The sequence below is a fragment of the Pantoea trifolii genome (assembly GCF_024506435.1).
Classification (GTDB): domain Bacteria; phylum Pseudomonadota; class Gammaproteobacteria; order Enterobacterales; family Enterobacteriaceae; genus Pantoea; species Pantoea trifolii.
This window is the reverse complement of the sequence record NZ_JANIET010000001.1, coordinates 509277-532828: the sequence shown is the minus strand read 5'-3', so window position 1 is coordinate 532828 and position 23552 is coordinate 509277. Positions and strand designations below refer to the sequence as shown.

The window sequence follows — 23552 nt, the reverse complement described above, 5'->3', positions numbered from 1 at the left end:
TTTATATTTTGATTGAACAGGATTGAGTGCCTTACCGATGAAAATTCCTTACATTCCTGAAGATGCACCGTTTAACGGTGAGCAGAAATACTGGCTGGCGGGCTTCCTCGCCGGTCTCCATTCGCGCCTGCTGGTATTAGAAGACAAGCAGAGCGCACCGGCTGCGGGTGCAAATACCCAGTTGCATATTCTGTTCGGTTCACAGACCGGTAACGCTGAAGCGCTGTCGCAAACTGCTGCCAAAGCCGCACGCGCCAAAGGTTTGGTGCCGGTGGTACAGGCGCTGGGCGAAGTGGATCTGGATGTGTTCGCTACCATGCGTCACGTGCTGATTGTCACCTCGACTTACGGCGAAGGCGAAATGCCGGATAACGCTCAGCTGTTCTGGAACGCAATTTCAGCCAGCACCGCGCCGCGTCTGGAGCAGATGCACTTTGCGGTATTGGCAATTGGCGATACCGGCTACGACGGTTTCTGCCAGGCAGGTAAATTCATCGATATGCGTCTGGAGCAGCTCGGTGCCAAACGCGTCGCCGATCGTATCGACTGCGATATCGACTTCGAAGAGCCATCCAGCGAATGGATTGGCACGGCAATGCCGCAATTCGCCGCCAGTGCGGGCAGCAGCGGTAATGCATTAGAAAGCGCGCCAGAAGCACCTGTCATTCCGGGCAGCAATAAGCAAAATCCTTATGCGGCCGCATTGGCGACCAATAAGCGCCTGTCGGCTGAAGAGTCAGCGAAAGATATTCGTCACTTTGAGTTTGATCTCACCGACAGCGGTCTGAAATATGAAGCGGGCGATGCGCTGGGTGTAATCCCGGTGAATGACGCGTCGCTGGTTTCACTGCTGCTGACTCAGCTGAAAGCCGATTACGAAACGCCGGTACCTGGCTTTGACCGCAACCTTGGCGATCTGCTGACTTATCAGTTCGAAATTTCCGAGCCGTCACGCAAACTGATTGAATGGGTTGGCCAGAACACTACTAACCAGGAACTGCGTCACGTGTTGCAACACGACGACAAAGATACCCTTGCCGTTTGGCTGTGGGGCAAAGATACGCTGGATCTGCTGCAGCTTGAGCTGACGCGCAGCCTGTCGGTGCCGGAATTCGTTGCCATGCTGCGTCCGTTGCAGCATCGCGCCTACTCCATCTCGTCGAGCTCAAAAGCCCATCCAAATCAGGTGCATCTGACCATCGCTTCCGTGCGCTATCACAGCGGCGGCCGCGAGCGCAAAGGCGTGTGTTCAACCTATCTGGCTGAACGTGTACGTCGCGGCGAAAAGCCGGCGATCTTTATCTCGCCCAACAAAGCGTTCCGCGTGCCGTCAAACGGCAATGCGCCGCTGATCATGGTTGGACCAGGCACCGGTATCGCCCCATTCCGCGCTTTTCTGCAGGAACGTCAGGCAACTGGCGCAGAAGGTAAAAACTGGCTGTTCTTCGGTGACCAACATCAGGCACATGATTACATCTACGAAGAAGAGCTGCAGGCATGGCAGGAGAAAGGTCTGCTGACTAATCTGGATCTGGCCTTCTCGCGCGATCAGGAAGAGAAGATCTACGTGCAAAATCGCATGCTGGAGAAAGGCGCTGAGCTGTACGCCTGGCTGCAGGATGGCGCGTACTTCTACGTGTGTGGCGATGCATCACGCATGGCAAAAGACGTTGATGCCGCGCTGTATGAAGTGGTTCGTCAGTTCGGTGGCTTGTCCAGCGAGCGTGCGGCGGCTTACGTTGATCAGCTGAAGAAAGATAAACGCTACCTGCGCGACGTCTACTAAGACGCGCAGGCATAAAAAAACGGGCCAATCGGCCCGTTTTTTATTGCACGTTTTACTTCACCACACGCAGTGAAGGTCGTCCGCCACGCGGCGGCGGCTCATCATCTGGCGAGTGATCGTCGTCAGTCGCATCATCCGGACGATCGCCATCAATCACAGACATCATCGTCTCTTCCTGACCGCTACCATCCTGCTCGTCCGTCGCCACCTCATAAGCCGGTTCCGGCTCGAACATGGTGCCAGCGCCGTTTTCACGGGCATAAATCGCCAAAACCGCAGCCATTGGCACAGAAACCTGACGTGGTACGCCACCGAAACGTGCGTTGAAACGCACTTCATCATTGGCGAGGTCAAGATTGCCTACCGCACGCGGCGCAATGTTCAGAACGATCTGTCCATCACGCGCATATTCCAGCGGCACCTGCACACCAGGCAGATTGATGTCGACCACCAGATGCGGCGTCAACTGATTATCCAGCAACCAGTCGTAGAACGCCCGCAACAAGTAAGGACGACGCGCCGTTAGTTGCGACATTTCCATACATTAGCCCCGAGCTTGCAGGCGCATTTCACGTTCTGCTTCCGTCAGTGACGCAAGGAAAGAGTCACGTTCAAACACGCGCGTCATATAGCCTTTCAGCTCTTTTGAACCCGCGCCAGACAGATCAACACCCATCTGCGGCAAACGCCACAGCAGTGGCGCCAGATAGCAATCCACCAGGCTGAACTCTTCGCTCATGAAGAACGGTGTGCGTGCGAACAGTGGCGCAATCGCCAGCAGCTCTTCACGCAGCTGCTTGCGCGCTGCGTCGGCTTCTGCACCGTTGGCGGTTTCGATGGTGCGCATCAGGCTGTACCAATCCTGCTCAATGCGGTGCATCATCAGACGGCTTTCACCGCGCGCGACCGGATAAACCGGCATCAGCGGTGGATGCGGGAAACGCTCATCGAGGTATTCCATGATGATGCGTGATTCATACAGCGTCAGTTCACGGTCGACCAGCGTAGGTACGGTGCGATACGGGTTGAGGTCAATCAGATCCTGCGGCAGGTTATCCGTTTCAACCTGCTCGATCTCCACGCTGACGCCCTTCTCAGCCAGTACGATACGTACTTGATGGCTGAAAATGTCAGTCGGACCAGAAAACAGCGTCATTACCGAACGTTTGTTGGCAGCGACAGCCATGAAAACCTCCAAGTTTGTTCACAAAAAGATACTGCGAATAGCCAACCACGCGGCGACTCACCGGCTCATCAGATTCGCCTACCGTCAGCGTTAGTCGCATCGACCGGCCTTCCCGACAGGAACGACAAGCACAACGCTGCGTCTCGCAGGCGCAAAGTGACAGTGAGTTTACCAGATTTTAAGCAGCTTGTGGGGCGGGCGTGATGATTTGCGGGCAAAATGCGGGTAGAGCTCGCGTTTTTTGTGGGAAAAAATCATAAATGCAGATAATAAAAAACCCGCCGAAGCGGGTTTTTTGAGCCAACTGCCGCTGCCGAAGCAGCAAACAATTAACGCTTGGAGAACTGCGGACGACGACGTGCTTTACGCAGGCCGACTTTCTTACGTTCAACTTCACGTGCATCACGGGTAACGAAGCCCGCTTTACGCAGTTCAGAACGCAGAGACTCGTCGTACTCCATCAGAGCGCGTGTGATACCGTGACGGATCGCACCAGCCTGACCAGAAATACCACCACCTTTAACAGTGATGTACAGGTCAAATTTACCAACCATATCAACCAGCTCCAGCGGCTGACGCACGACCATGCGTGCAGTCTCGCGACCGAAGTATTGCTCCAAAGAGCGCTGGTTAATTACGATGTTACCGCTACCCGGCTTGATAAAGACGCGAGCGGCAGAGCTTTTGCGGCGACCAGTGCCGTAGTTTTGAGTTTCAGCCATTGCCTATAATCCCGATTAAATGTCAAGAACTTGCGGTTGCTGCGCCGCGTGGTTGTGCTCGTTGCCTGCGTAAACTTTCAGTTTACGGTACATAGCACGACCCAGTGGGCCTTTCGGCAGCATGCCTTTAACCGCGATTTCAATCACACGCTCAGGACGGCGCTCGATCATCTCTGCAAAGGTCGCTTGCTTGATACCACCGATGTGGCCAGTGTGGTGATAGTAAATCTTGTCAGTACGCTTGTTGCCGGTTACAGCAACTTTTTCTGCGTTCAGAACGATGATGTAATCACCGGTATCAACGTGCGGAGTGTATTCCGCTTTGTGCTTACCACGCAGACGGCGCGCCAGTTCAGTCGCCAGGCGACCCAAGGTTTTGCCCGTTGCGTCAACAACATACCAGTCACGCTGTACGGTTTCTGGTTTAGCTGTAAAAGTTTTCATTGAAAAGCTTACCCAAATAAAAAGTTACACGTTGGTGAAATCCCAAACGCTAAGTAAACGATTGAGGCTCACACGACCATTTTGCCCAGCAAGCCACCCCTTCAAGTGAGTTACCGGATCACATCGAGTTCTTGGGAAAGAAAACCGATGCTGTAACGTGGGGTCGCAAGATTATAGAGAAGTCGAACTCAAAGATCGAACCTTTTTGCATCTAAAACCTACGATTTATGCCACGTCATCAGGGCAGATGCGGCAGACGCAAATACTCTTCGCTCTGCATCTCCTGCAAACGCGACAAGCAGCGCTGATACTCAAACTTCAAGCGTGTGCCCTGATAAATTTCAAACAGTGATGTTTCCGCCGCGACCACCAGTTTCACATGGCGTTCGTAGAACTCATCGATCAGCGCCAGGAAGCGGCGCGCCTGATCTTCGGTCTTATAAATCATCACCGGCACATCATACAGCAAGACGCTGTGAAAACGGCGCGAGAGCTCAATATAGTCATGCTGACTGCGCCCTTCGCCGCACAGCGTCAGGAAATTGATCGCCAGCACGCCTTCATGCACACCGAGCGTCGGCATCTGGCGGTGGTTAATCTCCAGCACCGGCGCGTCTTCACGCACTTTGCCTGACAACGCACGGAACATGCGCTCCATTTCGCTGTGCGTGGCATCGTTGAGCGGGAAGTTCCATAAATGCGCCGAGGTTAAGGTGCGCAAGCGGTAATCGATACCGGCGTCCACGTTCATCACGTCACAATGACGCTTGATTTGTTCGATGGCAGGCAGGAAACGCGGGCGCTGCAGGCCGTTGCGATAGAGCTCATCCGGCGGAATGTTCGAGGTGGCTACCAGCGAGATGCCGCGCGCAAACAGCGCTTCCATAAGCGTGCCCAGCAGCATGGCGTCGGTGATATCTGAGACAAAAAACTCATCGAAGCAGAGAATGTCAGTTTCCGCTTTAAAGCGATCGGCGACAATCAGCAGCGGATCGCTGTGGCCTTGCAGCTGCGTCAGTTCCTGATGGACACGCAGCATAAAGCGGTGGAAATGCAGGCGCAGCTTACGATCACCAGGAATTGACTGAAAAAACAGATCCATTACCCAGGTTTTACCGCGTCCTACACCGCCCCACATATAGAGGCCGCGTACGGGCGCTTCATGGGTGTTTTTTTCTTTATTGATCATCTTAGACAAGCGGCCAAACAGACCTTTGGCAGCCGGTTCAACCTGTTGCTGGCGGGCAATCAATCCTTGCTGGATAGTATCTAAGCGGGTAATCGCTTCTCGTTGTACGTCATCCGGGCGGAATTCGCCCTGCGACAGCGCCTGCTCGTAGCGTGCAAGCGGAGATGAGGTTTGCATGGTTCTCTCAGAATCCCTGAAAAAGTCCGATTCACGGGTCGGTTGACGAAAATTAGGCCGCTCTACACTAAGCGATGCAGCCCGATAGTTCCACTTCCAATAGATTATTGGGTATAGTGGCTGCTATTGAAGTTGATGTTGCAACAGAAGCAATGCCCTACGAAACAACGGAAATTACACGGGAGTCATTATGACCTGGGAATACGGGCTGATTGGGTTAGTGATTGGCATTATTGTCGGCGCAGTCGTCATGCGTTTTGGCAACAAGAAGCTGCGCGAGCAGCGTAGCATGCAGTATGAATTGGAAAAATCGAAGGCTGAGCTGGCGGATTACCGCGAAGAGCTCACCAACCACTTCGCCCGCAGCGCCGAGCTGCTGGACAACATGGCACATGATTACCGCCAGCTGTATCAGCACATGGCGAAAGGATCTAACGACCTGCTGCCAAACCTGCCGGGCGAAAAAAATCCGTTTGCCTACCAGCTGACGGAAGCCGAAGCGGATAACGATCAGGCGCCGGTACAGATGCCGCGTGATTATTCTGAAGGCGCATCCGGCCTGTTACGTGGCAGCGACCGCGCACCGCGTAATTAATCCTTTTGGGGCACAGCTTGGCTGTGCCCTTTTTGTTTTCGAACACAAACCACAAACTACTGTCACACTTCTTTTATCCCTTTCGCAGCGAGAGCGTTGTAGCAATGAAAAAACAAGCACGTCTGTTAAGCGCATTAGCCTTGGGTATCGGGATGAGTTTGGCTGCGGCACCGAGTGCGCTGGCGACTCTTCCCGCCCAGATTCAGGGACAAGCATTGCCAAGCCTGGCACCGATGCTGGAAAAAGTTCTGCCCGCAGTAGTGAGCGTGCGTGTTGAAGGTACCGACAGCGGCCAGCAGGCGCAGGAGATTCCTGAACCGCTGAAGCGCTTTTTTGGTCAGGCTCCGGGCCAATCTCAGCCTCAACCCTTTGAAGGTCTGGGCTCCGGCGTGATCATCGATGCCGCTAAAGGCTACATCCTTACTAACAATCATGTGGTCAGCAACGCCGACAAAATCAGCGTGCAGCTGGGTGACGGCAACGAATATGACGCTAAGTTAATCGGTCACGATGAACAAACCGACATCGCCTTGATTCAGGTTGAAGGCGCGAAAAATCTCACGCAGATAAAAATCGCCGATTCCGATTCGTTAAAAGTGGGTGATTTTGCCGTGGCCATCGGAAATCCATTTGGTCTGGGTCAAACGGCCACATCAGGCATCATCTCTGCGCTGGGCCGAAGCGGCCTGAATCTGGAAGGTCTGGAGAACTTTATTCAGACCGATGCCGCGATTAACCGCGGTAACTCCGGCGGTGCGCTGGTGAACCTGAATGGCGAGTTGATTGGTATCAACACCGCGATTCTGGCGTCAAGCGGCGGCAACATCGGCATCGGCTTCGCCATCCCCGCCAACATGGCGATGAATCTGGCGCAGCAGCTGATTCAATTTGGTGAAGTGAAGCGCGGTCAGCTCGGCATTAAAGGCACGGAAATGACCGCCGATATCGCCAAAGCGTTCAACGTGGATGCGCAGCGCGGTGCCTTTGTTTCTGAAGTGCTGCCGAAGTCAGCCGCCGAGAAAGCGGGCATTAAAGCCGGCGATATTATTACCTCCATCAATGATAAGCCGATCACCAGCTTTGCTGAGCTGCGTGTGAAAGTCGGCACCACGCCGCCGGGCCAGGACGTGAAAATTGGCCTGCTGCGTGAAGGCAAATTGGTCAATGTCACCGTCACGCTGGAACAGAGCGCGCAAACCACCGCCAGCGCGCAGTTGATGTCCCCGGCCCTGCAAGGCGCAACGCTGAGCGATGGCGCGACCAAAACCGGTGACAAAGGCGTGAAAGTCGATGCCATCGAAAAAGGCACGCCAGCGGAGCAAGTGGGTTTGCAGAAAGACGATGTGATCATCGGCGTGAACCGCAATCGCGTCGCTTCTATTGCTGAAATGCGCAAAGTGCTGGAAGGCAAACCGCCGGTGCTGGCACTGAACGTGGTGCGCGGCGAAGAGAGTATTTACCTGCTTCTGCGATAATCCTCGCATCAGGCGGACAAGCAGGTGTTTGTCCGCCTTTCTCATGCTATTCTGCCCTGCGATCTCACCTGGCTTGAAATAACACCATGTTTCTTAAACTTTTGCGTTCTGTGGTGATGGGCCTGATCGTGGCTGGCTTACTGCTTGTCGCGATCCCTGCGTTACGTATGGGCAGCAACATCACCTTTGAACATGACAACAGCGACGATGAAGCACCCGTTAGTTTTAATCAGGGTGTGCGACGCGCCGTGCCCGCAGTCGTCAACGTCTATAACCGCAGCGCCCACGGCAACAATAATCGCGGCATCACCACGCTCGGCTCCGGCGTGATCATGAACGGCAAAGGCTACATCCTCACGAATAAACATGTGATTAATAACGCCGATCAAATCATCGTCGCGCTGCAGGATGGACGCTTCTTCGAAGCCAACTTAGTGGGTTCCGATGCCATGACCGATTTAGCGGTGTTGAAAATCAGCGCCTCCAACTTGCCGGTTATCCCCATCAACGCCAAACGCATCGCGCACATCGGCGATGTGGTGATGGCGATCGGTAACCCGTACAACCTCGGTCAAACCGTGACGCAAGGCATTATCAGCGCCACCGGACGCGTGGGCTTAAGCTCATCCGGACGACAAAATTTCCTGCAGACCGATGCCTCGATCAATCAGGGCAACTCGGGCGGCGCATTGATTAACTCGCTGGGCGAACTGATGGGCATTAATACCCTGACGTTTGATAAAAGCAGCGATGGCGAAACCCCGGAAGGGATTGGCTTCGCCATTCCCACCGCGCTGGCGAGCAAAATCATGGATAAGCTGATTCGTGATGGTCGGGTGATTCGCGGCTATATCGGCATTAGGGGGCGCGAACTGCCGCCGCTACATGGCCAGGGCAATAATCTCGATCGCGTTCAGGGCATCATCGTTAACGACGTCACGCCGGGCGGGCCTGCCGATAGCGCTGGCATTCAAGCCAATGACGTGCTGCTTGAAGTGAATGGAAAACCTGCGCTCTCGGCGCAGGAAACCATGGATCAGGTGGCAGAAATTCGTCCGGGCTCGGTGATTGACGTGCAGATTTTGCGTAATGAAAAGAAAATGACCTTGCCGGTGACGATTCAGGAATTCCCTGAAGTCACCGCGCCCGCCACCACCACGCCATAAGGGCGCTTGCGCGCCCTGATAATTTAGCTGCGATCAACCGGGAAGGCGATCACTTCGCTCAGCGAGCTGGCCTTCAGTGCCAGCATGATCAAACGATCCACGCCCAACGCCACGCCTGAGCAAGCAGGCATTCCGTGTGCCAGCGCATCCAGCAGATTGGTATCAATAGGATGTTGCGGCAGGCCACGCGCAGCACGACGACGATTGTCCTGTTCAAAGCGCTGACGCTGCTCACGGCTATCGGTTAACTCACGGAAACCGTTCGCCAGCTCAATCCCTTTGTAATAGACCTCGAAACGCTCGGCGACACGGTGATCTTCGGTACTGATCTCCGCCAGCGCGGCCTGTGTTGCCGGGAAGTGGTAGACGAAGCACGGCTTATCATTACCAATCTTCGGTTCAACGCCCAGCATAAACAGCAGTTGCAGCAGCGTATCGCGGTCTTCTTCACGATTCGCCAGCTCGCCCTCGCCCAGCTTCTCCGCCACTTCGCGCAGCTGTGCTTTATCGGCCGACAGCGGATCCACTTCCAGATGGCGGATAAACGCCTGCTGATACGACAGCGATTCCGCGCTATCGCACTCCAGCACTTGCTGCATCAAATCGTCCACTTCGTTCATCAGACGGTACATGTCATAGTGCGGACGATACCACTCCAGCATGGTGAACTCGGGATTGTGGTGACGACCCGCTTCCTCATTACGGAAGCTGCGACCCATCTGGTAGATCGGGCCACTGCCGGCCGCCAGCAGGCGCTTCATGTGATATTCCGGACTGGTCATCAGCCACAGATCGCGCCCTTCGGCAGCGCCGGGCCCAACAAAACGCGTCTGGAACGGCACCAGATGGATGTCAGTAATGGTCGCCTGGCTCATCGCCGGGGTATCGACCTCCAGCACGCCGCGATCGGCAAAGAAACGACGTATTTCCGCCATAATAGCGGCGCGTTTCAACAAATTGGCAATGGATGCGCTCGGCTGCCAGCTTGCCGTTTCGCTCATGTTGATGACTCCTCATACAGATAAGGGGTGGAAGTCTACCCGCATTGCCGAAAGCAAACAACGACAGCGGGCGCAGGCAGCAATTTGGTATCGGGCAGCTATACTTAACCTATTAAAATCGTAAAGGAATCCCACAATGTCCCCATGGAAAACCCTGCTCGCCAGCCTGAGCGCCTTTCTCTCCGTTGCCTGTACGACCACGCCGCCCAAAGGCGTCACGGTGGTAGAAGGTTTCGACAGTCAGCGCTATCTCGGCCAGTGGTATGAAATCGCCCGCCTCGATCACCGCTTTGAGCGCGGATTACAACAGGTTACCGCTAATTATAGTCCGCGCGAGGACGGCGGCTTGAAGGTGATCAACCGTGGCTACAATCCGCAGAAACAGCGCTGGCAGGAGAGCGTGGGCAAAGCCTACTTCACCGGCGATAAACAGCGCGCCTCGCTGAAAGTGTCGTTCTTTGGCCCGTTTTATGGCGGTTACAACGTGATTGCGCTGGATCCTGACTATCGCTATGCGCTGATATGCGGGCCGAATCGTAGCTACTTGTGGATTCTGTCGCGTACGCCGCAGCTGGATGAGAGTGTAAAACAGCGTTTGGTTGAACAGGCCAGACGTGCCGGATTCCCGGTGGATGAATTGATTTGGGTAGAGCAGAAATAGAGAGAACCGGTGCGAAAGTCGCTTTCACACCGGAATAGCTTACTGTGCGCTGCGCTGAATCGCTTTCCCGCCCGCCTGAACGTCTTCGCCAACACCACGGGTGGTATTACAGGCGGTCAGAACGGATGAGAGCACCAGCACGGAAAAAATCGCGACAATACTTTTCTTTAACATAGCCATATCCTTTTTGGTTGCAGTAAAAGTACAGCTCTTAAAGCATAGTCTTGATCTGTAAAACTGCGGATTGGGCGGGTGAAAAAAGAGAAGGGAAACACACAGAGAGAAAAAAGGCGCATCAATGATGCGCCTGATTTGACGATTATTTTACGCGAGAAACGTATTCGCCAGAGCGGGTATCCACTTTTACCACTTCGCCAATCTGTACGAACAGTGGCACTTTGATGACCGCGCCAGTCGACAGCGTAGCGGGCTTGCCGCCGGTACCTGCGGTATCACCCTTCAGGCCTGGATCGGTTTCGATGACTTCCGCTTCGATGAAGTTCGGTGGCTGAACAGCGATCGCTTTATCGTTCCACAGGGTAACGATACAATCTGCATTGTCCTGCAGCCACTTGGTCACGTCATCCAGCACTTTAGATTCGATCTGATACTGCTCGAAAGATTCCGGATGCATGAAGTAGTAGAAGTCGCCGTCGTTGTAAGAGTATTGCAGCGTCATATCACGAACGTCTGCGCCTTCGGCAGAGTCAGTAGATTTGAAGGTCTTCTCAACGCGAGAACCGGTCAGCAGACGACGCATTTTTACGCGCGCAAATGCCTGGCCTTTACCCGGCTTAACGAACTCACTGGCTTCGATGGCATATGGCTCGCCTTCGAACATGATTTTAAGACCGGGACGGAAATCGTTGCTAAGATAAGTCGCCATAAAGGCCCTCTGTAAATATTGAACTGGTAAATAGCCAAAAAAATGGCACACATTGTAACCCTAAATCCCCCCGTCAGAGAAGATTGGTTGCAGCAACTAGCTGATGTTGTCACCGAACCTGCTGAATTACTGCAACTTTTATCTCTTGATCAGCATGCTGATCTGGCTGCAGGCGCTGATGCACGCAAGCTTTTCGCCCTGCGCGTACCGCGCGCCTTCATCGCACGCATGAAAAAAGGCGATGCGACGGACCCGCTACTGCTGCAAGTGCTCACCAGCCGTCAGGAATTTATTGATGCGCCAGGTTATAGCACCGATCCGCTGGATGAACAAAGCAGCGTGGTGCCGGGTTTACTGCATAAGTATAGAAACCGTGCGCTGCTGCTGGTAAAAGGCGGCTGTGCGGTCAACTGCCGCTACTGTTTCCGCCGTCATTTCCCCTATCAGGATAACCAGGGCAACAAGCGCAACTGGCAGGCGGCGATTGATTACATCGCCACGCATCCGGAACTGGATGAGATCATCTTCTCCGGCGGCGATCCGCTGATGGCGAAAGATCATGAGCTGGCATGGCTGGTGGACGCGCTGGAAAAAATCCCGCACCTCAAACGCCTGCGCATTCACACCCGCTTGCCGGTGGTAATCCCGGCGCGAATCACTGAAGGCTTGTGTCAGATTTTGGCCGACACGCGTCTGCAGGTGTTGATGGTGAGCCACATCAACCACGCGCAGGAAATTGATGACGAGCTGCGTTTCGGCATGCAGATGCTGAAGCGTGCGGGTGTTACGCTGCTTAATCAGAGCGTGTTGCTGCGTGATGTGAATGATGATGCGCAGACGCTGGCGGATCTCAGCAATGCGCTGTTTGATGCCGGCATTCTGCCCTACTACCTGCATGTGCTGGATAAGGTGCAAGGCGCGGCGCACTTCTTTGTTTCCGATGAAGAAGCACGCATGATAGTGCGCCAGCTGCTGGCGATGGTGTCCGGTTATATGGTGCCAAAACTGGCGCGCGAGATTGGCGGCGAGCCCAGCAAGACGCCGCTGGATTTACAGCTGCGTCAGGAATAAAAAAAGCCGCATTAGCGGCTTTTTTTACGATTGCAACTTACGGGCACTTATACACCTGTCCGGTCATTTTGCTGTCGAGCGGCGCGAAAGCGGACAGCAGATTCTGCGTCGGGCTGGTGGCGCCATAAATCACGTTACCGCCCATTTCTGCCGCGCGGTTGCGCAGGTCGTTCGCTGCGCCACGCAGTGAACTGCCTTCACCGCCTGAACCGCTCAGCCAGTTGCTCTGGGAGCCGGTGAGCGTTCCCAGCAGCTGACATTGACTTGCGGGTTGTTGGTCGGTGAAGGTCACGCGTTCGCCGCCAGCACTCAGTTGATTGGAGCTGCTACAGCCCGCCAGCAGTAAAGTTCCGACTGCCAGACCGAGCAAGAGGTTAATCCGCATTGTAATCCCCATTTATTATCATCAGTGTCGGGCGGCAGCGTAGCAGAAAAGCGCACTTTTTTTCTGAACATTCATTGCCCTAAACCCGTAAAGCCGAAGTATTGCGCCCTTACTTATACCTTGTTCCCCAGCAAAAGAAAAACCCCCGACCGTTTCCGATCGGGGGTTTTCCAGATGACTTAAGCAGTCAGGGGCAATTACATCATGCCGCCCATTCCGCCCATGCCACCCATACCGCCAGCGCCACCTAAATCAGGTGCATCGTTTTTAGGCAGATCGGTCACCATCGCTTCGGTGGTGATCATCAGGCCCGCAACAGATGAAGCGTACTGCAGCGCAGAACGGGTCACTTTGGTTGGGTCCAGAATACCGAAGTCGATCATGTTGCCGTACTCTTCGGTCTGCGCGTTGTAACCGTAGTTACCGTCGCCCGCTTTCACGTTGTTAGCAACAACTGAAGGCTCTTCGCCGGCGTTAGACACGATCTGACGCAGTGGTGCTTCCATTGCGCGCAGCGCAACTTTGATACCCACGTTCTGATCTTCGTTATCGCCTTTCAGGCCAGATGCGGCGATTTTCGCTGCAACGCGAACCAGCGCCACACCACCACCAGCAACTACGCCTTCTTCTACTGCAGCACGGGTCGCGTGCAGAGCATCTTCAACGCGTGCTTTCTTCTCTTTCATTTCAACTTCAGTTGCTGCGCCCACTTTCAGAACGGCAACGCCGCCTGCCAGTTTCGCTACGCGCTCCTGCAGTTTCTCTTTGTCGTAATCAGAGGTCGCTTCTTCGATCTGCTGACGAATCTGCGTTACGCGGCCAGAGATAGCGCCTTGATCGCCCACACCATCGATGATGGTGGTGGTGTCTTTGTTAATCACAACGCGCTTAGCCTGACCCAGATCTTCCAGGGTAGCTTTTTCCAGCTCCATACCGATCTCTTCAGAGATCACGGTACCGCCGGTCAGGATAGCGATATCCTGCAGCATAGCTTTACGACGGTCGCCGAAACCAGGTGCTTTAACCGCAGCCACTTTCACGATACCGCGCATGGTGTTCACCACCAGTGTTGCCAGTGCTTCACCTTCCACGTCTTCTGCAATGATCAGCAGTGGCTTACCGGCTTTAGCAACGGCTTCCAGCACTGGCAGCATTTCGCGGATGTTGGAGATTTTCTTGTCAGCCAGCAGGATGAACGGGGTTTCCAGCTCAACTGCGCCTGTTTCTGGCTTGTTGATGAAGTACGGAGACAGGTAGCCGCGATCAAACTGCATACCTTCAACCACGTCCAGTTCGTCTTGCAGGCCGGTGCCTTCTTCAACGGTGATAACGCCTTCTTTGCCCACTTTGTCCATCGCGTCAGCGATCAAAGTACCCACGGTTTCGTCGGAGTTAGCAGAGATGGTACCAACCTGTGCGATAGCGCGTGAATCCTGGCAAGGTACAGACAGGGTTTTCAGTTCTTCAACGGCAGCGATAACGGCTTTATCGATACCGCGCTTCAGATCCATCGGGTTCATGCCCGCAGCCACTGCTTTCAGGCCTTCGGTGATGATTGCCTGAGCCAGAACGGTTGCGGTGGTGGTGCCGTCGCCTGCTGCGTCGTTCGCTTTAGAGGCCACTTCTTTCACCATCTGTGCGCCCATGTTTTCGAACTTGTCTTCCAGCTCGATTTCACGCGCAACAGAAACACCATCTTTAGTGATGGTCGGTGCACCAAAAGATTTATCCAGAACCACGTTACGGCCTTTCGGGCCCAGGGTAACTTTTACTGCATCTGCCAGTACGTTTACGCCACGCAGCATTTTTACGCGTGCGTCATTACCGAATTTTACGTCTTTAGCTGCCATTTCAAATATCCCTTAAATTCGTTTCGTTCAGTGAATTACGCGTAAATTACGCTTCAACTACTGCAAGGATGTCGCTTTCGGAGATGATCAGAACTTCTTCGTTGTCGATTTTCTCGGTTTTAGCACCGTAGCCTTCGCTGAAAATCACCAGATCACCCACTTTTACGTCCAGTGGCTTAACTTCACCGTTTTCCAGGATGCGGCCTTTGCCAACAGCCAGGACTTCACCGCGGGTAGATTTACCGGCAGCTGAACCGGTCAGCACGATGCCGCCCGCTGATTTAGCTTCGACTTCTTTACGCTTGACGATAACGCGATCGTGCAATGGACGAATTTTCATTTGATAGCTCTCCTTTAGAAAGTCCAATCATTCATTTTTGGGGTTGAGCCGGACAGCAGGGCTTCCAGCCTCGTGCTGGAAGAGATAGGGGCAATAAGTGGGGATTCAAGGGCAAAAAATATAAATATTTTCGTTTTTGCAACAGATGGCGAAAAATGCAGCAAAAAGGCGGCTTGCGCCGCCTTGATGAGTTTATCGGTCTTTATCGCGACCAATTCGGTCCTGATCTTTTCGCTCGTATTCACCGTCCACGGTGAAACCGGCATCCGGACCAGCGCCCGGTCCGCGCCACATGCGCAGATGCGGCATCAACTTCAGGGTCAGATGTTTTTGCACCGGCGGCAACAGCAGCAGTAAACCAAGGAAGTCGGTGAAGAAACCCGGCAACAGCAGCAGGAAGCCGGAGATAATCAGCGAAACGCTTTTGGTCATCTCCGCCGCCGGGCTTTCGTTACGCGCCAGCTTCTCCTGCATCAGCCGGAAGTTCTTCATGCCCTGATTTTTCACCAGCGACACACCAATACACGAGGTGAAGATCACCAGCAGCATGGTGAGCAGCACGCCCAGCGCATGTGCGACCTGAATGAAGATTGAGATCTCAATCCAGGCCAAAACAAAAAAAATCACTAACGGTAACCAGCGCACCGAATTCTCCTGTGAGTTGGAGCTGCCCCGCAAATTGCCAGGCAGCAGAAAGGTAGGGTCTGTAGGACCGTATTGATAGAGATGGGCATTTGCACCGGCATTTTCAACCGATCCTGCCATTTTTTTCCCACTGACTTAAAATTGCGAAGTACATCACATATCGTTATTACCGCTGGGCCTGCAAAAGCCCGTAAAGTGATCTGTGCACAAACAATTCTGTAACATCAGAATATGATCGTGCCCGTCAGCGCGAAGATGGATAATATGTCGGCGCTGACATTCCACGACAATATAATCGCTTCACCTGCACGTTAATTGCCGCCCGTCCATCCGGACGCCCGGCAGTAACCAGGCAGCAATAATAAGAAGGTAATCATGGCGAACAACATTCGTATCGAAGAAGACCTGTTAGGCATGCGCGAAGTTCCGGCAGACGCTTACTACGGTGTTCATACTCTGCGTGCGATTGAAAACTTCTATATTAGTAACAGTAAAATCAGCGACATACCGGAGTTTGTCCGCGGTATGGTGATGGTGAAGAAAGCAGCCGCGCTCGCCAACAAAGAGTTGCAGACCATTCCCCGCAATATCGCCAACACCATTATTCAGGCCTGTGATGAAGTGCTGAATAACGGTAAATGCATGGATCAGTTCCCGGTTGACGTCTATCAGGGCGGCGCGGGCACCTCGGTCAACATGAACACCAATGAAGTGCTGGCCAACATCGGTCTGGAGCTGATGGGCCATCAGAAAGGTGAATATCAGTACCTCAATCCCAACGATCACGTGAACAAGTGTCAGTCCACCAACGACGCTTATCCAACCGGTTTCCGTATCGCGGTATACGCTTCAATCCTGAAACTGCTCGACGGTATCAATCAGCTGAGCGAAGGCTTCCAGCGTAAAGCGGTTGAGTTCGAAAACATCCTGAAAATGGGTCGTACCCAGCTGCAGGATGCGGTGCCAATGACGCTTGGCCAGGAGTTCCACGCATTTAACGTGCTGCTGAATGAAGAGACCCGCAGCATTCTGCGCACCGCCGAACTGCTGCTGGAAGTGAACCTTGGCGCGACCGCCATCGGTACCCGTCTCAACACGCCAGATGGCTACCAGCAGCTGGCGGTACAGCGTCTGGCGGAAGTGAGTAATCTGCCGGTGGTGCCTGCAGAAGATTTGATTGAAGCCACTTCCGACTGCGGCGCATACGTGATGGTGCACTCAGCGCTGAAACGTCTGGCGGTGAAACTGTCGAAAATCTGTAACGACCTGCGCCTGCTCTCTTCCGGTCCGCGCGCCGGCCTGAATGAGATCAACCTGCCAGAACTGCAGGCCGGTTCATCAATCATGCCCGCCAAAGTGAATCCTGTGGTGCCAGAAGTGGTGAATCAGGTGTGCTTCAAAGTGATCGGCAATGACATCACCGTCACCATGGCGTCAGAAGCCGGTCAGCTGCAGCTCAACGTAATGGAGCCGGTGATTGGCCAGGCGCTGTTCGAATCGATCAGCATCCTGACGAACGCCTGCTTCAACCTGCTGGAAAAATGCGTCAACGGCATCACCGCCAACAAAGCGGTGTGTGAAGCTTACGTGTTCAACTCGATTGGTATCGTCACTTATCTCAACCCGTACATCGGCCATCACAACGGCGATATCGTCGGTAAGATTTGTGCCGAAACTGGCAAGAGCGTACGTGAAGTGGTGCTGGAGCGCGGCCTGCTGACGGAAACCGAACTGGACGATATTTTCTCCATTCAGAACCTGATGCATCCAGTATATAAAGCCAAACGCTACACTGACGAAAACGAACAGTAATCCGTTCCGGATCAAGTTGCCAAAAGCACGCCCGTATACAATGCGGCGTGCTTTTTTCATTTTGGCGGCTACAACTTTAAGAGTCGGGATTTCTCTGCGGCTCAGGGAGTGGAACGAATGGTAGTAGTGGAGTTGGTTATTGTCCTGCTGGCGATCTGGCTCGGTGCGCGTCTTGGCGGCATCGGCATCGGTTTCGCGGGCGGTTTAGGTGTGCTGGCGTTGACGCTGATTTGCGGCTTAAAACCTGGCGCGATCCCCTTCGATGTGATCGAAATTATCATGGCGGTGATTGCCGCGATTGCCGCGATGCAGATCGCTGGCGGTCTCGACTATCTGGTGGGATTGGCCGAGCGCCTGCTGCGCCGTCATCCACGCTATGTCACCTTCCTTGCGCCGCTGGTCACCTACATCATGACGCTGCTGGCCGGTACCGGTCACACCGCGTTCTCCACCTTGCCGGTGATTGCTGAAGTGGCGAAAGAGCAAGGCGTGCGCCCTTCTCGTCCGCTGTCGATTGCGGTCGTCGCCTCGCAGATTGCCATCACCGCGTCGCCGCTTTCTGCGGCAGTGGTGTTTTTCGCCTCCATTCTTGAACCGCGCGGCGTAAGTTATCTGGCGCTGTTAGGCGTCGCGATTCCCTCTACCATGGCAGCAATCTTCTGCGCCGCTATCATCACCAGTTTCCTCGGCAAAGAACTCAAGGATGATGAGGTTTACCAGGCGCGTTTAGCAAAAGGAGAAGTGAAACTGCGCGGTGAGCAGGTTTATGACATCAAACCAGGCGCGAAGCGTGCTGTCTTCCTCTTCCTGATCGGCATCGCCGCCGTGGTGCTCTACGCCACCGCGATTAGCGACAGCGTTGGCCTGATCACCAATCCGGTGCTGCCGCGCAACGAAGCTATCGTGGTGTTTATGCTGACCGTTGCCACGCTAATTTGCCTGACCTGCAAAATCGATACCGGTGAAATCCTTAGCGCCAGCACCTTTAAATCAGGCATGAGCGCCTGTATCTGCGTGATGGGCGTTGCGTGGCTGGGCGATACCTTCGTTAAAGCACACCTCAACGACATTCAGGCGTTAGCCGGTGACATGCTGCAAGGTTATCCGTGGATGCTGGCGCTGGTGCTGTTCTTCGCCGCCACGCTGCTCTATTCGCAGGCCGCCACCACCAAAGCGTTAATGCCTGCCGCGTTGATGCTGGGCGTCTCGCCGCTGGCCGCCGTCGCCTCCTTTGCGGCGGTTTCCGCGCTGTTCGTGCTGCCGACCTATCCTACGCTGTTGGCCGCCGTCGAAATGGATGACACCGGATCAACCCGTATCGGTAAGTTTGTGTTTAACCACTCCTTTATTATTCCCGGCGTGTTGGCGATTGCCTTCTCGGTGGCGTTTGGCTTCCTGTTTGGCAGCCTGATTTTGTAGCGCCGTTACATCCTGAAAACCTCGTGGCGAAGCGGTCATGCTATTATCGCGGCCTATTCGCCACCGGAGCTCATTTATTCGCTATGGCTGCACGACTCTTTCGCCTTGCCGGCTTTTGCCTGGCGCTGGTTTTCTGCCTTTCGGCACAAGCCTCACTCTTCTCCCCGAACAACAACAGCCGTTTTGTGCCGGTTGATCAGGCTTTTGGCTTCGATTTCTCGCAGCAGGGCAATCAGTTGACGCTCAGCTGGAAAGTGAAGGATGGCTACTATCTCTATCGCCAGCAAATCCACGTTACGCCGCAAAAAGCGCAGATTACCCCGTTGACGCTACCGCCTGGCCAGCCGCACGAAGATGAGTTCTATGGCAAAAGTGAAATCTACCCGCAGGATCTGCAACTGCCGATCACGCTGCGTCAGGCCGATGCTGGCGCGAGCATTACCGTCACCTATCAAGGCTGCGCCGCCGCCGGTTTCTGCTATCCGCCTGAAACCCGCGCCGTACCGCTGAGCGCGGTTGCCGCCAATCAGGATGCGCCCGCAGTCAGCGCGCAGCCCGCTAGAAACAGCACGCCGCTGCCGTTTTCACCGCTGTGGGCGCTGCTGATTGGTATTGGCGTCGCTTTCACGCCGTGCGTATTGCCGATGTATCCGCTGATCTCCAGCATCATTTTAGGTGGCCCGCGCCGCTATTCGATGGGACGATTGTTCGCGCTGGCGATGGTCTATGTGCAAGGCATGGCGCTAACCTACACCGTGCTCGGCATGGTGGTCGCCGCGGCGGGATTACGCTTCCAGGCGGCGCTGCAGCATCCTTATGTTTTAATGGGCTTGTCGGCGCTGTTTATCGTGCTGGCGCTGTCGATGTTTGGCCTGTTCTCGCTGCAATTGCCTGCCAGCCTGCAAACGCGCCTCACGCTGTGGAGCAATCGCCAGCAAGGTGGATCGCTGCCCGGCGTATTTATGATGGGCGCATTGGCCGGATTAATCTGCTCGCCCTGCACCACCGCACCGCTCAGCGCCATTCTGCTGTATATCGCGCAGAGCGGTAATCTGTGGGCCGGCGCCGGCACGCTGTGGCTGTATGCCTTCGGCATGGGCCTGCCGCTGATTGCCGTGACCCTGTTTGGCAACAAACTGCTGCCAAAAAGCGGACCGTGGATGCAAACCGTCAAAGAAGGTTTTGGCTTTGTGATTCTGGCGCTGCCGGTATTCCTGCTGGAACGCGTGATTGGCGATCTGTGGGGCATCCGTTTGTGGAGCCTGCTCGGCGTGGCGTTTTTTGCCTGGGCATTCAGCCTTAGCCTGCGCGCCAGCGGTAAATGGCGTGTGCTGCAGATCATCATGCTCGCCGCCGCGCTGGTCAGTGCTCGCCCGTTACAGGATTGGGCGTTTGGCAGCAGCAACAGCGCGCAAGCCGTGGCGCATCTGCCGTTCCAAACCATCACCAGCAGCGAGCAGCTTGATAGCGCGCTGCAGCAGGCGCAAGGCCGCATTACCATGGTCGATCTGTACGCCGATTGGTGTGTAGCCTGCAAAGAGTTCGAGAAATACACCTTCAGCGATGAAGGTGTGCGTAACGCATTAAGTCAGGTGCAATTGCTGCAAGCCAATGTCACCGCCAATAACGCGCAGGACAACGCGCTTTTACAGCATCTGCAGGTTTTAGGTTTGCCGACCATTCTGTTCTTCGATGCGCATGGCAAAGAGATCCCTGATTCGCGTGTCACCGGCTTCCTTAACGCCGCCGATTTCCGTGCGCATTTGCAGAATGTGTCACGTTAAACGACACTGTCAGCAGAACACTGCCCGCGCGTCCGCGAGCGGGCCCGCATTCCAGAGGAGAGTCACTTGCAACGTGAACAAATACTCGAGCATGCGTTGAATGTGCTCGAACAGAGCGGTCTGGCCGCCACCACTTCCCTGAGCCAACTGGCTGGCGAAACCGGTCTTGAAGCCGAACAGCTGACGCGTTTCTGGCCCGATCGTGATGCCTTGCTGTACGACGCACTGCGCTATCACGGCCAGCAGATTGACAGCTGGCGTCGCCAGGTGCAGCTCAATGAACATCTCAGCGCGGAACAAAAGCTGTTAGCCCGCTACGAAGTGCTGAGTGAACACGTCAGCAAAGGCCGCTTTCCCGGCTGCCTGTTTATCGCCGCCTGCAGTTTCTATCCGCAACCCGATCAGCCGGTGCATCAGTTAGCAGAACAGCAAAAGCGCAGTTCCTGGCAATTCACCCATGAAATTCTGGTCGATTTAGCGCTGGATAATCCCACCATGGTGGCCGATCAGATGGAGCTGATTCTGGAAGGTTGCCTGAGCAAACTGCTGGTGAAACGTAACGTACAGGATGTGGCGACGGCGCGCCGCCTGGCGGAAGATGTACTCGGCATCGCGCTGTGCCGCAAAAATGGTGCGCTGGCGTAGCCTTTTTATCCATCTTGTCTGAAAAGCAAGCAATCAATCACGATTGCAGCGCTTTTTTGACGAAAGCCGTTGACGACGATAAGCCATTAGGGTTTAATGCGCCCCGTTGCCCGGATAGCTCAGTCGGTAGAGCAGGGGATTGAAAATCCCCGTGTCCGTGGTTCGATTCCGCGTCCGGGCACCAACATTCTGAAAACCCAGCTTATGGCTGGGTTTTTGCTTTTCTGCGTTTGCTAATCTCAACCACTGCCTCCTTTCCTTCCCTACACGTTGATTATTCAGCATTGATCGATACCAATTTATTTATCCCTAGCTAATACTTTTAATCTATTCCCCCATAATAAAATCCAATAAAATTAATTATCAGTGAGTTAAATCTATTTTACATATTAATTCGTGATCCTGTCTCGGTTAGCCGTAACATCCCATACGCAACACCTGCGCAATCGCGTAAGCTTAATCTCATCCCAGTAATAACCTGCTGATTCAGCTTGTTAGCCTAACGCCCTAATCATTGAAGTAATGACTGTTCAAAACGAAAAATAAAATCACTTACTTTCATATTTAATTATTTATTCAGAAACACGATTCGATTAATTAAATCACTCCCTACAGGAAAATAACCATGAGCGCAGGAAACCGAATCTATTTACGCCGTCCCGCCGATGCCGAACCGCTGCTGGAAGCCTTTCGCCGATTACCGGCCGCAGTGGTAGCGGATTGCATGAGCCGCTTGCCCGCTTTGTCGGCAGAGATCAGCCTGAAAACCGCGCCGCGCCAACCGATCATGTGTGGCCTGGCAGTGACAGTTAAAGCGCGTTCCGGTGACAACCTGATGCTGCATAAAGCGCTGGATATGGCAGGTCGAAACGATGTGATTATTCTGTCGAACGAAGGCGATCGCAGCCAGTCGCTGATGGGTGAAGTGATGGCGACCTATGCCAGACAGCGTGGTATGGAAGGCATTGTGCTGGACGGACCGGTCCGCGACATCGAAGGGCTGTCACGCATGGACTTCCCCATCTACGCCGCCGGTCACACGCCGGGTGGCCCGTTCAAAGACGGTCCCGGCGAGATCAACGTGCCGATTGCCTGCGGCAAAATTCACGTTTCGCCGGGTGATATCGTGCTGGGTGATGCGGATGGTGTGATTGTGATTCCACGTCAGGATGCCGCGCGCATTCTCGAAGCGGCGCAGGCGTATCTCATTGTTGATGAACACAACTTCGAACTGGCGAAAACCGGCGCGCTGGAACGTGGCTGGCTGGATGAGACGCTGCGCACCAAGCAGGTTGAAATCATTGATGATGTATTCCGCTAATCTTTTGCCGTCGTAGGGTGCGTATTTATGCGCACCAGGTCGCCATTAATGGCAACCCTACGGCGTGCTACTCACCATCGCCAGCTTGCGCTGGCGATTCTCACGCCACACCGCAAATATCCCGGCCAGCGCCACAATCGATGCGCCCAGCAAGGTGGTGCTGCCCGGCAGGCTGTTCAGGAACAGATAGCCAATCAGCATCGACCACACCAGCGTGGTGTAATCGAACGGTGCCAGCAGTGAGGCATCGGCGTAACGCAGGCTAAGCGTCACCAGAATCTGTGCCAGACCGCCAAACAGGCCGCAGCCCACCAGCAACAACAGCTGTAACGCGCTCGGTTTGCTCCAGCCAAACAGCGCCGTCGCCAGGCCAATAAGGGTCGTCATTACAGAGAAATAGAACACAATCGCGCCCGGCTTTTCGATGCCGTTGAGAAAGCGAATTTGTACGTTAGAGGTCGCGGAACACAGCGCCGCAATCAGCGCAAATGCCACGCCAAGGCTCGCCGTCGCGTTGCTGGCACCCTGAGAAAACAGCGCGCCGCTGGCGCTCAGGCTGGAAGAGAGCATGATCAGAATGCCGGATAATCCCACCACCACCGCGATCCAGCGCGAAACCCGCACCCGCTCTTTCAACAGCATTGCCGCCAGAATCACGGTAAACAGCGGCGCGGCATAGCTTAACGCCGTCGCATCAGCGAGTGAGATATACACCAGCGCCAGATAGTTAAAATACATGCCGCCGGTACCGGAGAAGCCACGAATGAAGTGACCAAACAGGTTACGCGTCTTGAGATTTTCCAGCACGTTGCCCTGCATTTTCAGCCAAATCAGCAGCGGAAACAGCGCGATAAAACTGCGGAAAAATATCACTTCGCCAGTGGGAATGGCGCCGTTCAATCCCTTCACACACGCCAGCATCAAGGTGGCGCACAGCGCGGCCACTATCTTCAATAACACGCCTAATCGGGCATTCATGCTTTTTCACTTCT

At 54.4% G+C, this 23552-nt stretch carries 24 protein-coding genes and 1 tRNA gene; 12 read left to right on the top strand and 13 right to left on the bottom strand.

Annotated features, from left to right (window positions below; all coding sequences use genetic code 11):
* Positions 1-37 precede the first annotated feature (37 nt).
* The gene (locus tag NQH49_RS02350) at positions 38-1786 is read left to right on the top strand and encodes a sulfite reductase subunit alpha (protein WP_008104389.1); all 1749 of its coding nucleotides are present in this window, start codon (positions 38-40) and stop codon (positions 1784-1786) included.
* Between the two features lie 52 nt (positions 1787-1838).
* Here NQH49_RS02350 and sspB read toward each other — a convergent pair whose 3' ends face one another.
* From sspB to zapE, 5 genes are all read right to left on the bottom strand, one after another.
* Positions 1839-2327, bottom strand: coding sequence for a ClpXP protease specificity-enhancing factor (gene sspB, locus NQH49_RS02345; protein ID WP_256698250.1), 489 nt, complete (start codon positions 2325-2327; stop codon positions 1839-1841).
* Positions 2328-2330: 3 nt separating this feature from the next.
* Positions 2331-2972 (bottom strand): stringent starvation protein SspA, encoded by a 642-nt coding sequence (gene sspA, locus NQH49_RS02340; RefSeq protein WP_008104394.1) that lies wholly within the window; start codon positions 2970-2972, stop codon positions 2331-2333.
* 329 nt (positions 2973-3301) lie between these two features.
* Complete coding sequence (gene rpsI / locus NQH49_RS02335) at positions 3302-3694, bottom strand: 30S ribosomal protein S9 (RefSeq protein ID WP_007886600.1); 393 nt, start codon at positions 3692-3694, stop codon at positions 3302-3304.
* Positions 3695-3709: 15 nt separating this feature from the next.
* On the bottom strand, positions 3710-4138 hold the full coding sequence (gene rplM, locus NQH49_RS02330) for a 50S ribosomal protein L13 (protein WP_007886599.1): 429 nt from the start codon (positions 4136-4138) through the stop codon (positions 3710-3712).
* Between the two features lie 238 nt (positions 4139-4376).
* The gene (gene zapE, locus NQH49_RS02325) at positions 4377-5504 is read right to left on the bottom strand and encodes a cell division protein ZapE (RefSeq protein WP_256698249.1); all 1128 of its coding nucleotides are present in this window, start codon (positions 5502-5504) and stop codon (positions 4377-4379) included.
* Between the two features lie 190 nt (positions 5505-5694).
* On the opposite strand from zapE, the gene zapG reads away from it, so the two are divergent.
* The 3 genes from zapG to degS all read left to right on the top strand — a co-directional run bounded on the left by zapG (position 5695) and on the right by degS (position 8740).
* Positions 5695-6099 carry a Z-ring associated protein ZapG gene (gene zapG, locus NQH49_RS02320; RefSeq protein WP_064737767.1) on the top strand — a complete coding sequence of 135 codons (405 nt, stop codon included), beginning with the start codon at positions 5695-5697 and terminating at the stop codon, positions 6097-6099.
* Between the two features lie 104 nt (positions 6100-6203).
* Entirely contained in the window at positions 6204-7574 is a 1371-nt protein-coding gene (degQ, locus tag NQH49_RS02315) for a serine endoprotease DegQ (RefSeq protein WP_256698248.1), read from the top strand.
* An 86-nt stretch (positions 7575-7660) separates the two neighbouring features.
* A complete protein-coding gene (degS, locus tag NQH49_RS02310) occupies positions 7661-8740 on the top strand; it encodes an outer membrane-stress sensor serine endopeptidase DegS (protein ID WP_256698247.1) in 1080 nt (359 codons plus the stop codon).
* A gap of 23 nt (positions 8741-8763) precedes the next feature.
* Here the strand turns inward: degS and epmA are convergent, their stop codons facing one another.
* A complete protein-coding gene (gene epmA, locus NQH49_RS02305; RefSeq protein ID WP_256698245.1) occupies positions 8764-9741 on the bottom strand; it encodes an elongation factor P--(R)-beta-lysine ligase in 978 nt (325 codons plus the stop codon).
* 136 nt (positions 9742-9877) lie between these two features.
* Between epmA and NQH49_RS02300 the strand changes: the two genes are divergently transcribed.
* On the top strand, positions 9878-10402 hold the full coding sequence (locus NQH49_RS02300) for a lipocalin family protein (RefSeq protein ID WP_256698244.1): 525 nt from the start codon (positions 9878-9880) through the stop codon (positions 10400-10402).
* 39 nt (positions 10403-10441) lie between these two features.
* Here the strand turns inward: NQH49_RS02300 and NQH49_RS02295 are convergent, their stop codons facing one another.
* Both NQH49_RS02295 and efp read right to left on the bottom strand, forming a co-directional pair.
* Positions 10442-10576 (bottom strand): entericidin A/B family lipoprotein, encoded by a 135-nt coding sequence (locus NQH49_RS02295; protein WP_008104408.1) that lies wholly within the window; start codon positions 10574-10576, stop codon positions 10442-10444.
* A gap of 145 nt (positions 10577-10721) precedes the next feature.
* Complete coding sequence (efp, locus tag NQH49_RS02290; RefSeq protein WP_034826669.1) at positions 10722-11288, bottom strand: elongation factor P; 567 nt, start codon at positions 11286-11288, stop codon at positions 10722-10724.
* A gap of 42 nt (positions 11289-11330) precedes the next feature.
* Between efp and epmB the strand changes: the two genes are divergently transcribed.
* On the top strand, positions 11331-12359 hold the full coding sequence (epmB, locus tag NQH49_RS02285) for an EF-P beta-lysylation protein EpmB (protein WP_256698243.1): 1029 nt from the start codon (positions 11331-11333) through the stop codon (positions 12357-12359).
* Positions 12360-12396: 37 nt separating this feature from the next.
* Here the strand turns inward: epmB and NQH49_RS02280 are convergent, their stop codons facing one another.
* The 4 genes from NQH49_RS02280 to NQH49_RS02265 form a co-directional block, all read right to left on the bottom strand.
* On the bottom strand, positions 12397-12744 hold the full coding sequence (locus tag NQH49_RS02280) for a DUF4156 domain-containing protein (protein WP_061718298.1): 348 nt from the start codon (positions 12742-12744) through the stop codon (positions 12397-12399).
* A gap of 197 nt (positions 12745-12941) precedes the next feature.
* Positions 12942-14594, bottom strand: a complete 1653-nt coding sequence (groL, locus tag NQH49_RS02275; RefSeq protein WP_256698241.1) for a chaperonin GroEL — start codon at positions 14592-14594, stop codon at positions 12942-12944.
* A 46-nt stretch (positions 14595-14640) separates the two neighbouring features.
* Complete coding sequence (locus NQH49_RS02270; RefSeq protein WP_008104420.1) at positions 14641-14934, bottom strand: co-chaperone GroES; 294 nt, start codon at positions 14932-14934, stop codon at positions 14641-14643.
* A gap of 192 nt (positions 14935-15126) precedes the next feature.
* The gene (locus NQH49_RS02265) at positions 15127-15579 is read right to left on the bottom strand and encodes an FxsA family protein (RefSeq protein ID WP_256698240.1); all 453 of its coding nucleotides are present in this window, start codon (positions 15577-15579) and stop codon (positions 15127-15129) included.
* Positions 15580-15954: 375 nt separating this feature from the next.
* On the opposite strand from NQH49_RS02265, the gene aspA reads away from it, so the two are divergent.
* From aspA to NQH49_RS02235, 6 genes are all read left to right on the top strand, one after another.
* The gene (gene aspA / locus NQH49_RS02260; protein ID WP_008104424.1) at positions 15955-17391 is read left to right on the top strand and encodes an aspartate ammonia-lyase; all 1437 of its coding nucleotides are present in this window, start codon (positions 15955-15957) and stop codon (positions 17389-17391) included.
* A gap of 117 nt (positions 17392-17508) precedes the next feature.
* Complete coding sequence (locus tag NQH49_RS02255; RefSeq protein ID WP_256698239.1) at positions 17509-18810, top strand: anaerobic C4-dicarboxylate transporter; 1302 nt, start codon at positions 17509-17511, stop codon at positions 18808-18810.
* A gap of 83 nt (positions 18811-18893) precedes the next feature.
* Positions 18894-20594: a protein-disulfide reductase DsbD gene (locus NQH49_RS02250; protein ID WP_256698237.1), complete on the top strand. Its 1701-nt coding sequence runs from the start codon at positions 18894-18896 to the stop codon at positions 20592-20594.
* Between the two features lie 66 nt (positions 20595-20660).
* A complete protein-coding gene (gene dicD, locus NQH49_RS02245) occupies positions 20661-21239 on the top strand; it encodes a division control transcriptional repressor DicD (protein WP_008104431.1) in 579 nt (192 codons plus the stop codon).
* Positions 21240-21347: 108 nt separating this feature from the next.
* Positions 21348-21423 (top strand) — tRNA-Phe (locus NQH49_RS02240).
* Between the two features lie 441 nt (positions 21424-21864).
* Positions 21865-22560, top strand: coding sequence for an RraA family protein (locus tag NQH49_RS02235; RefSeq protein WP_256698235.1), 696 nt, complete (start codon positions 21865-21867; stop codon positions 22558-22560).
* Between the two features lie 57 nt (positions 22561-22617).
* Here the strand turns inward: NQH49_RS02235 and NQH49_RS02230 are convergent, their stop codons facing one another.
* Complete coding sequence (locus NQH49_RS02230) at positions 22618-23538, bottom strand: DMT family transporter (RefSeq protein WP_256698233.1); 921 nt, start codon at positions 23536-23538, stop codon at positions 22618-22620.
* Between the last annotated feature and the right edge of the window lie 14 nt (positions 23539-23552).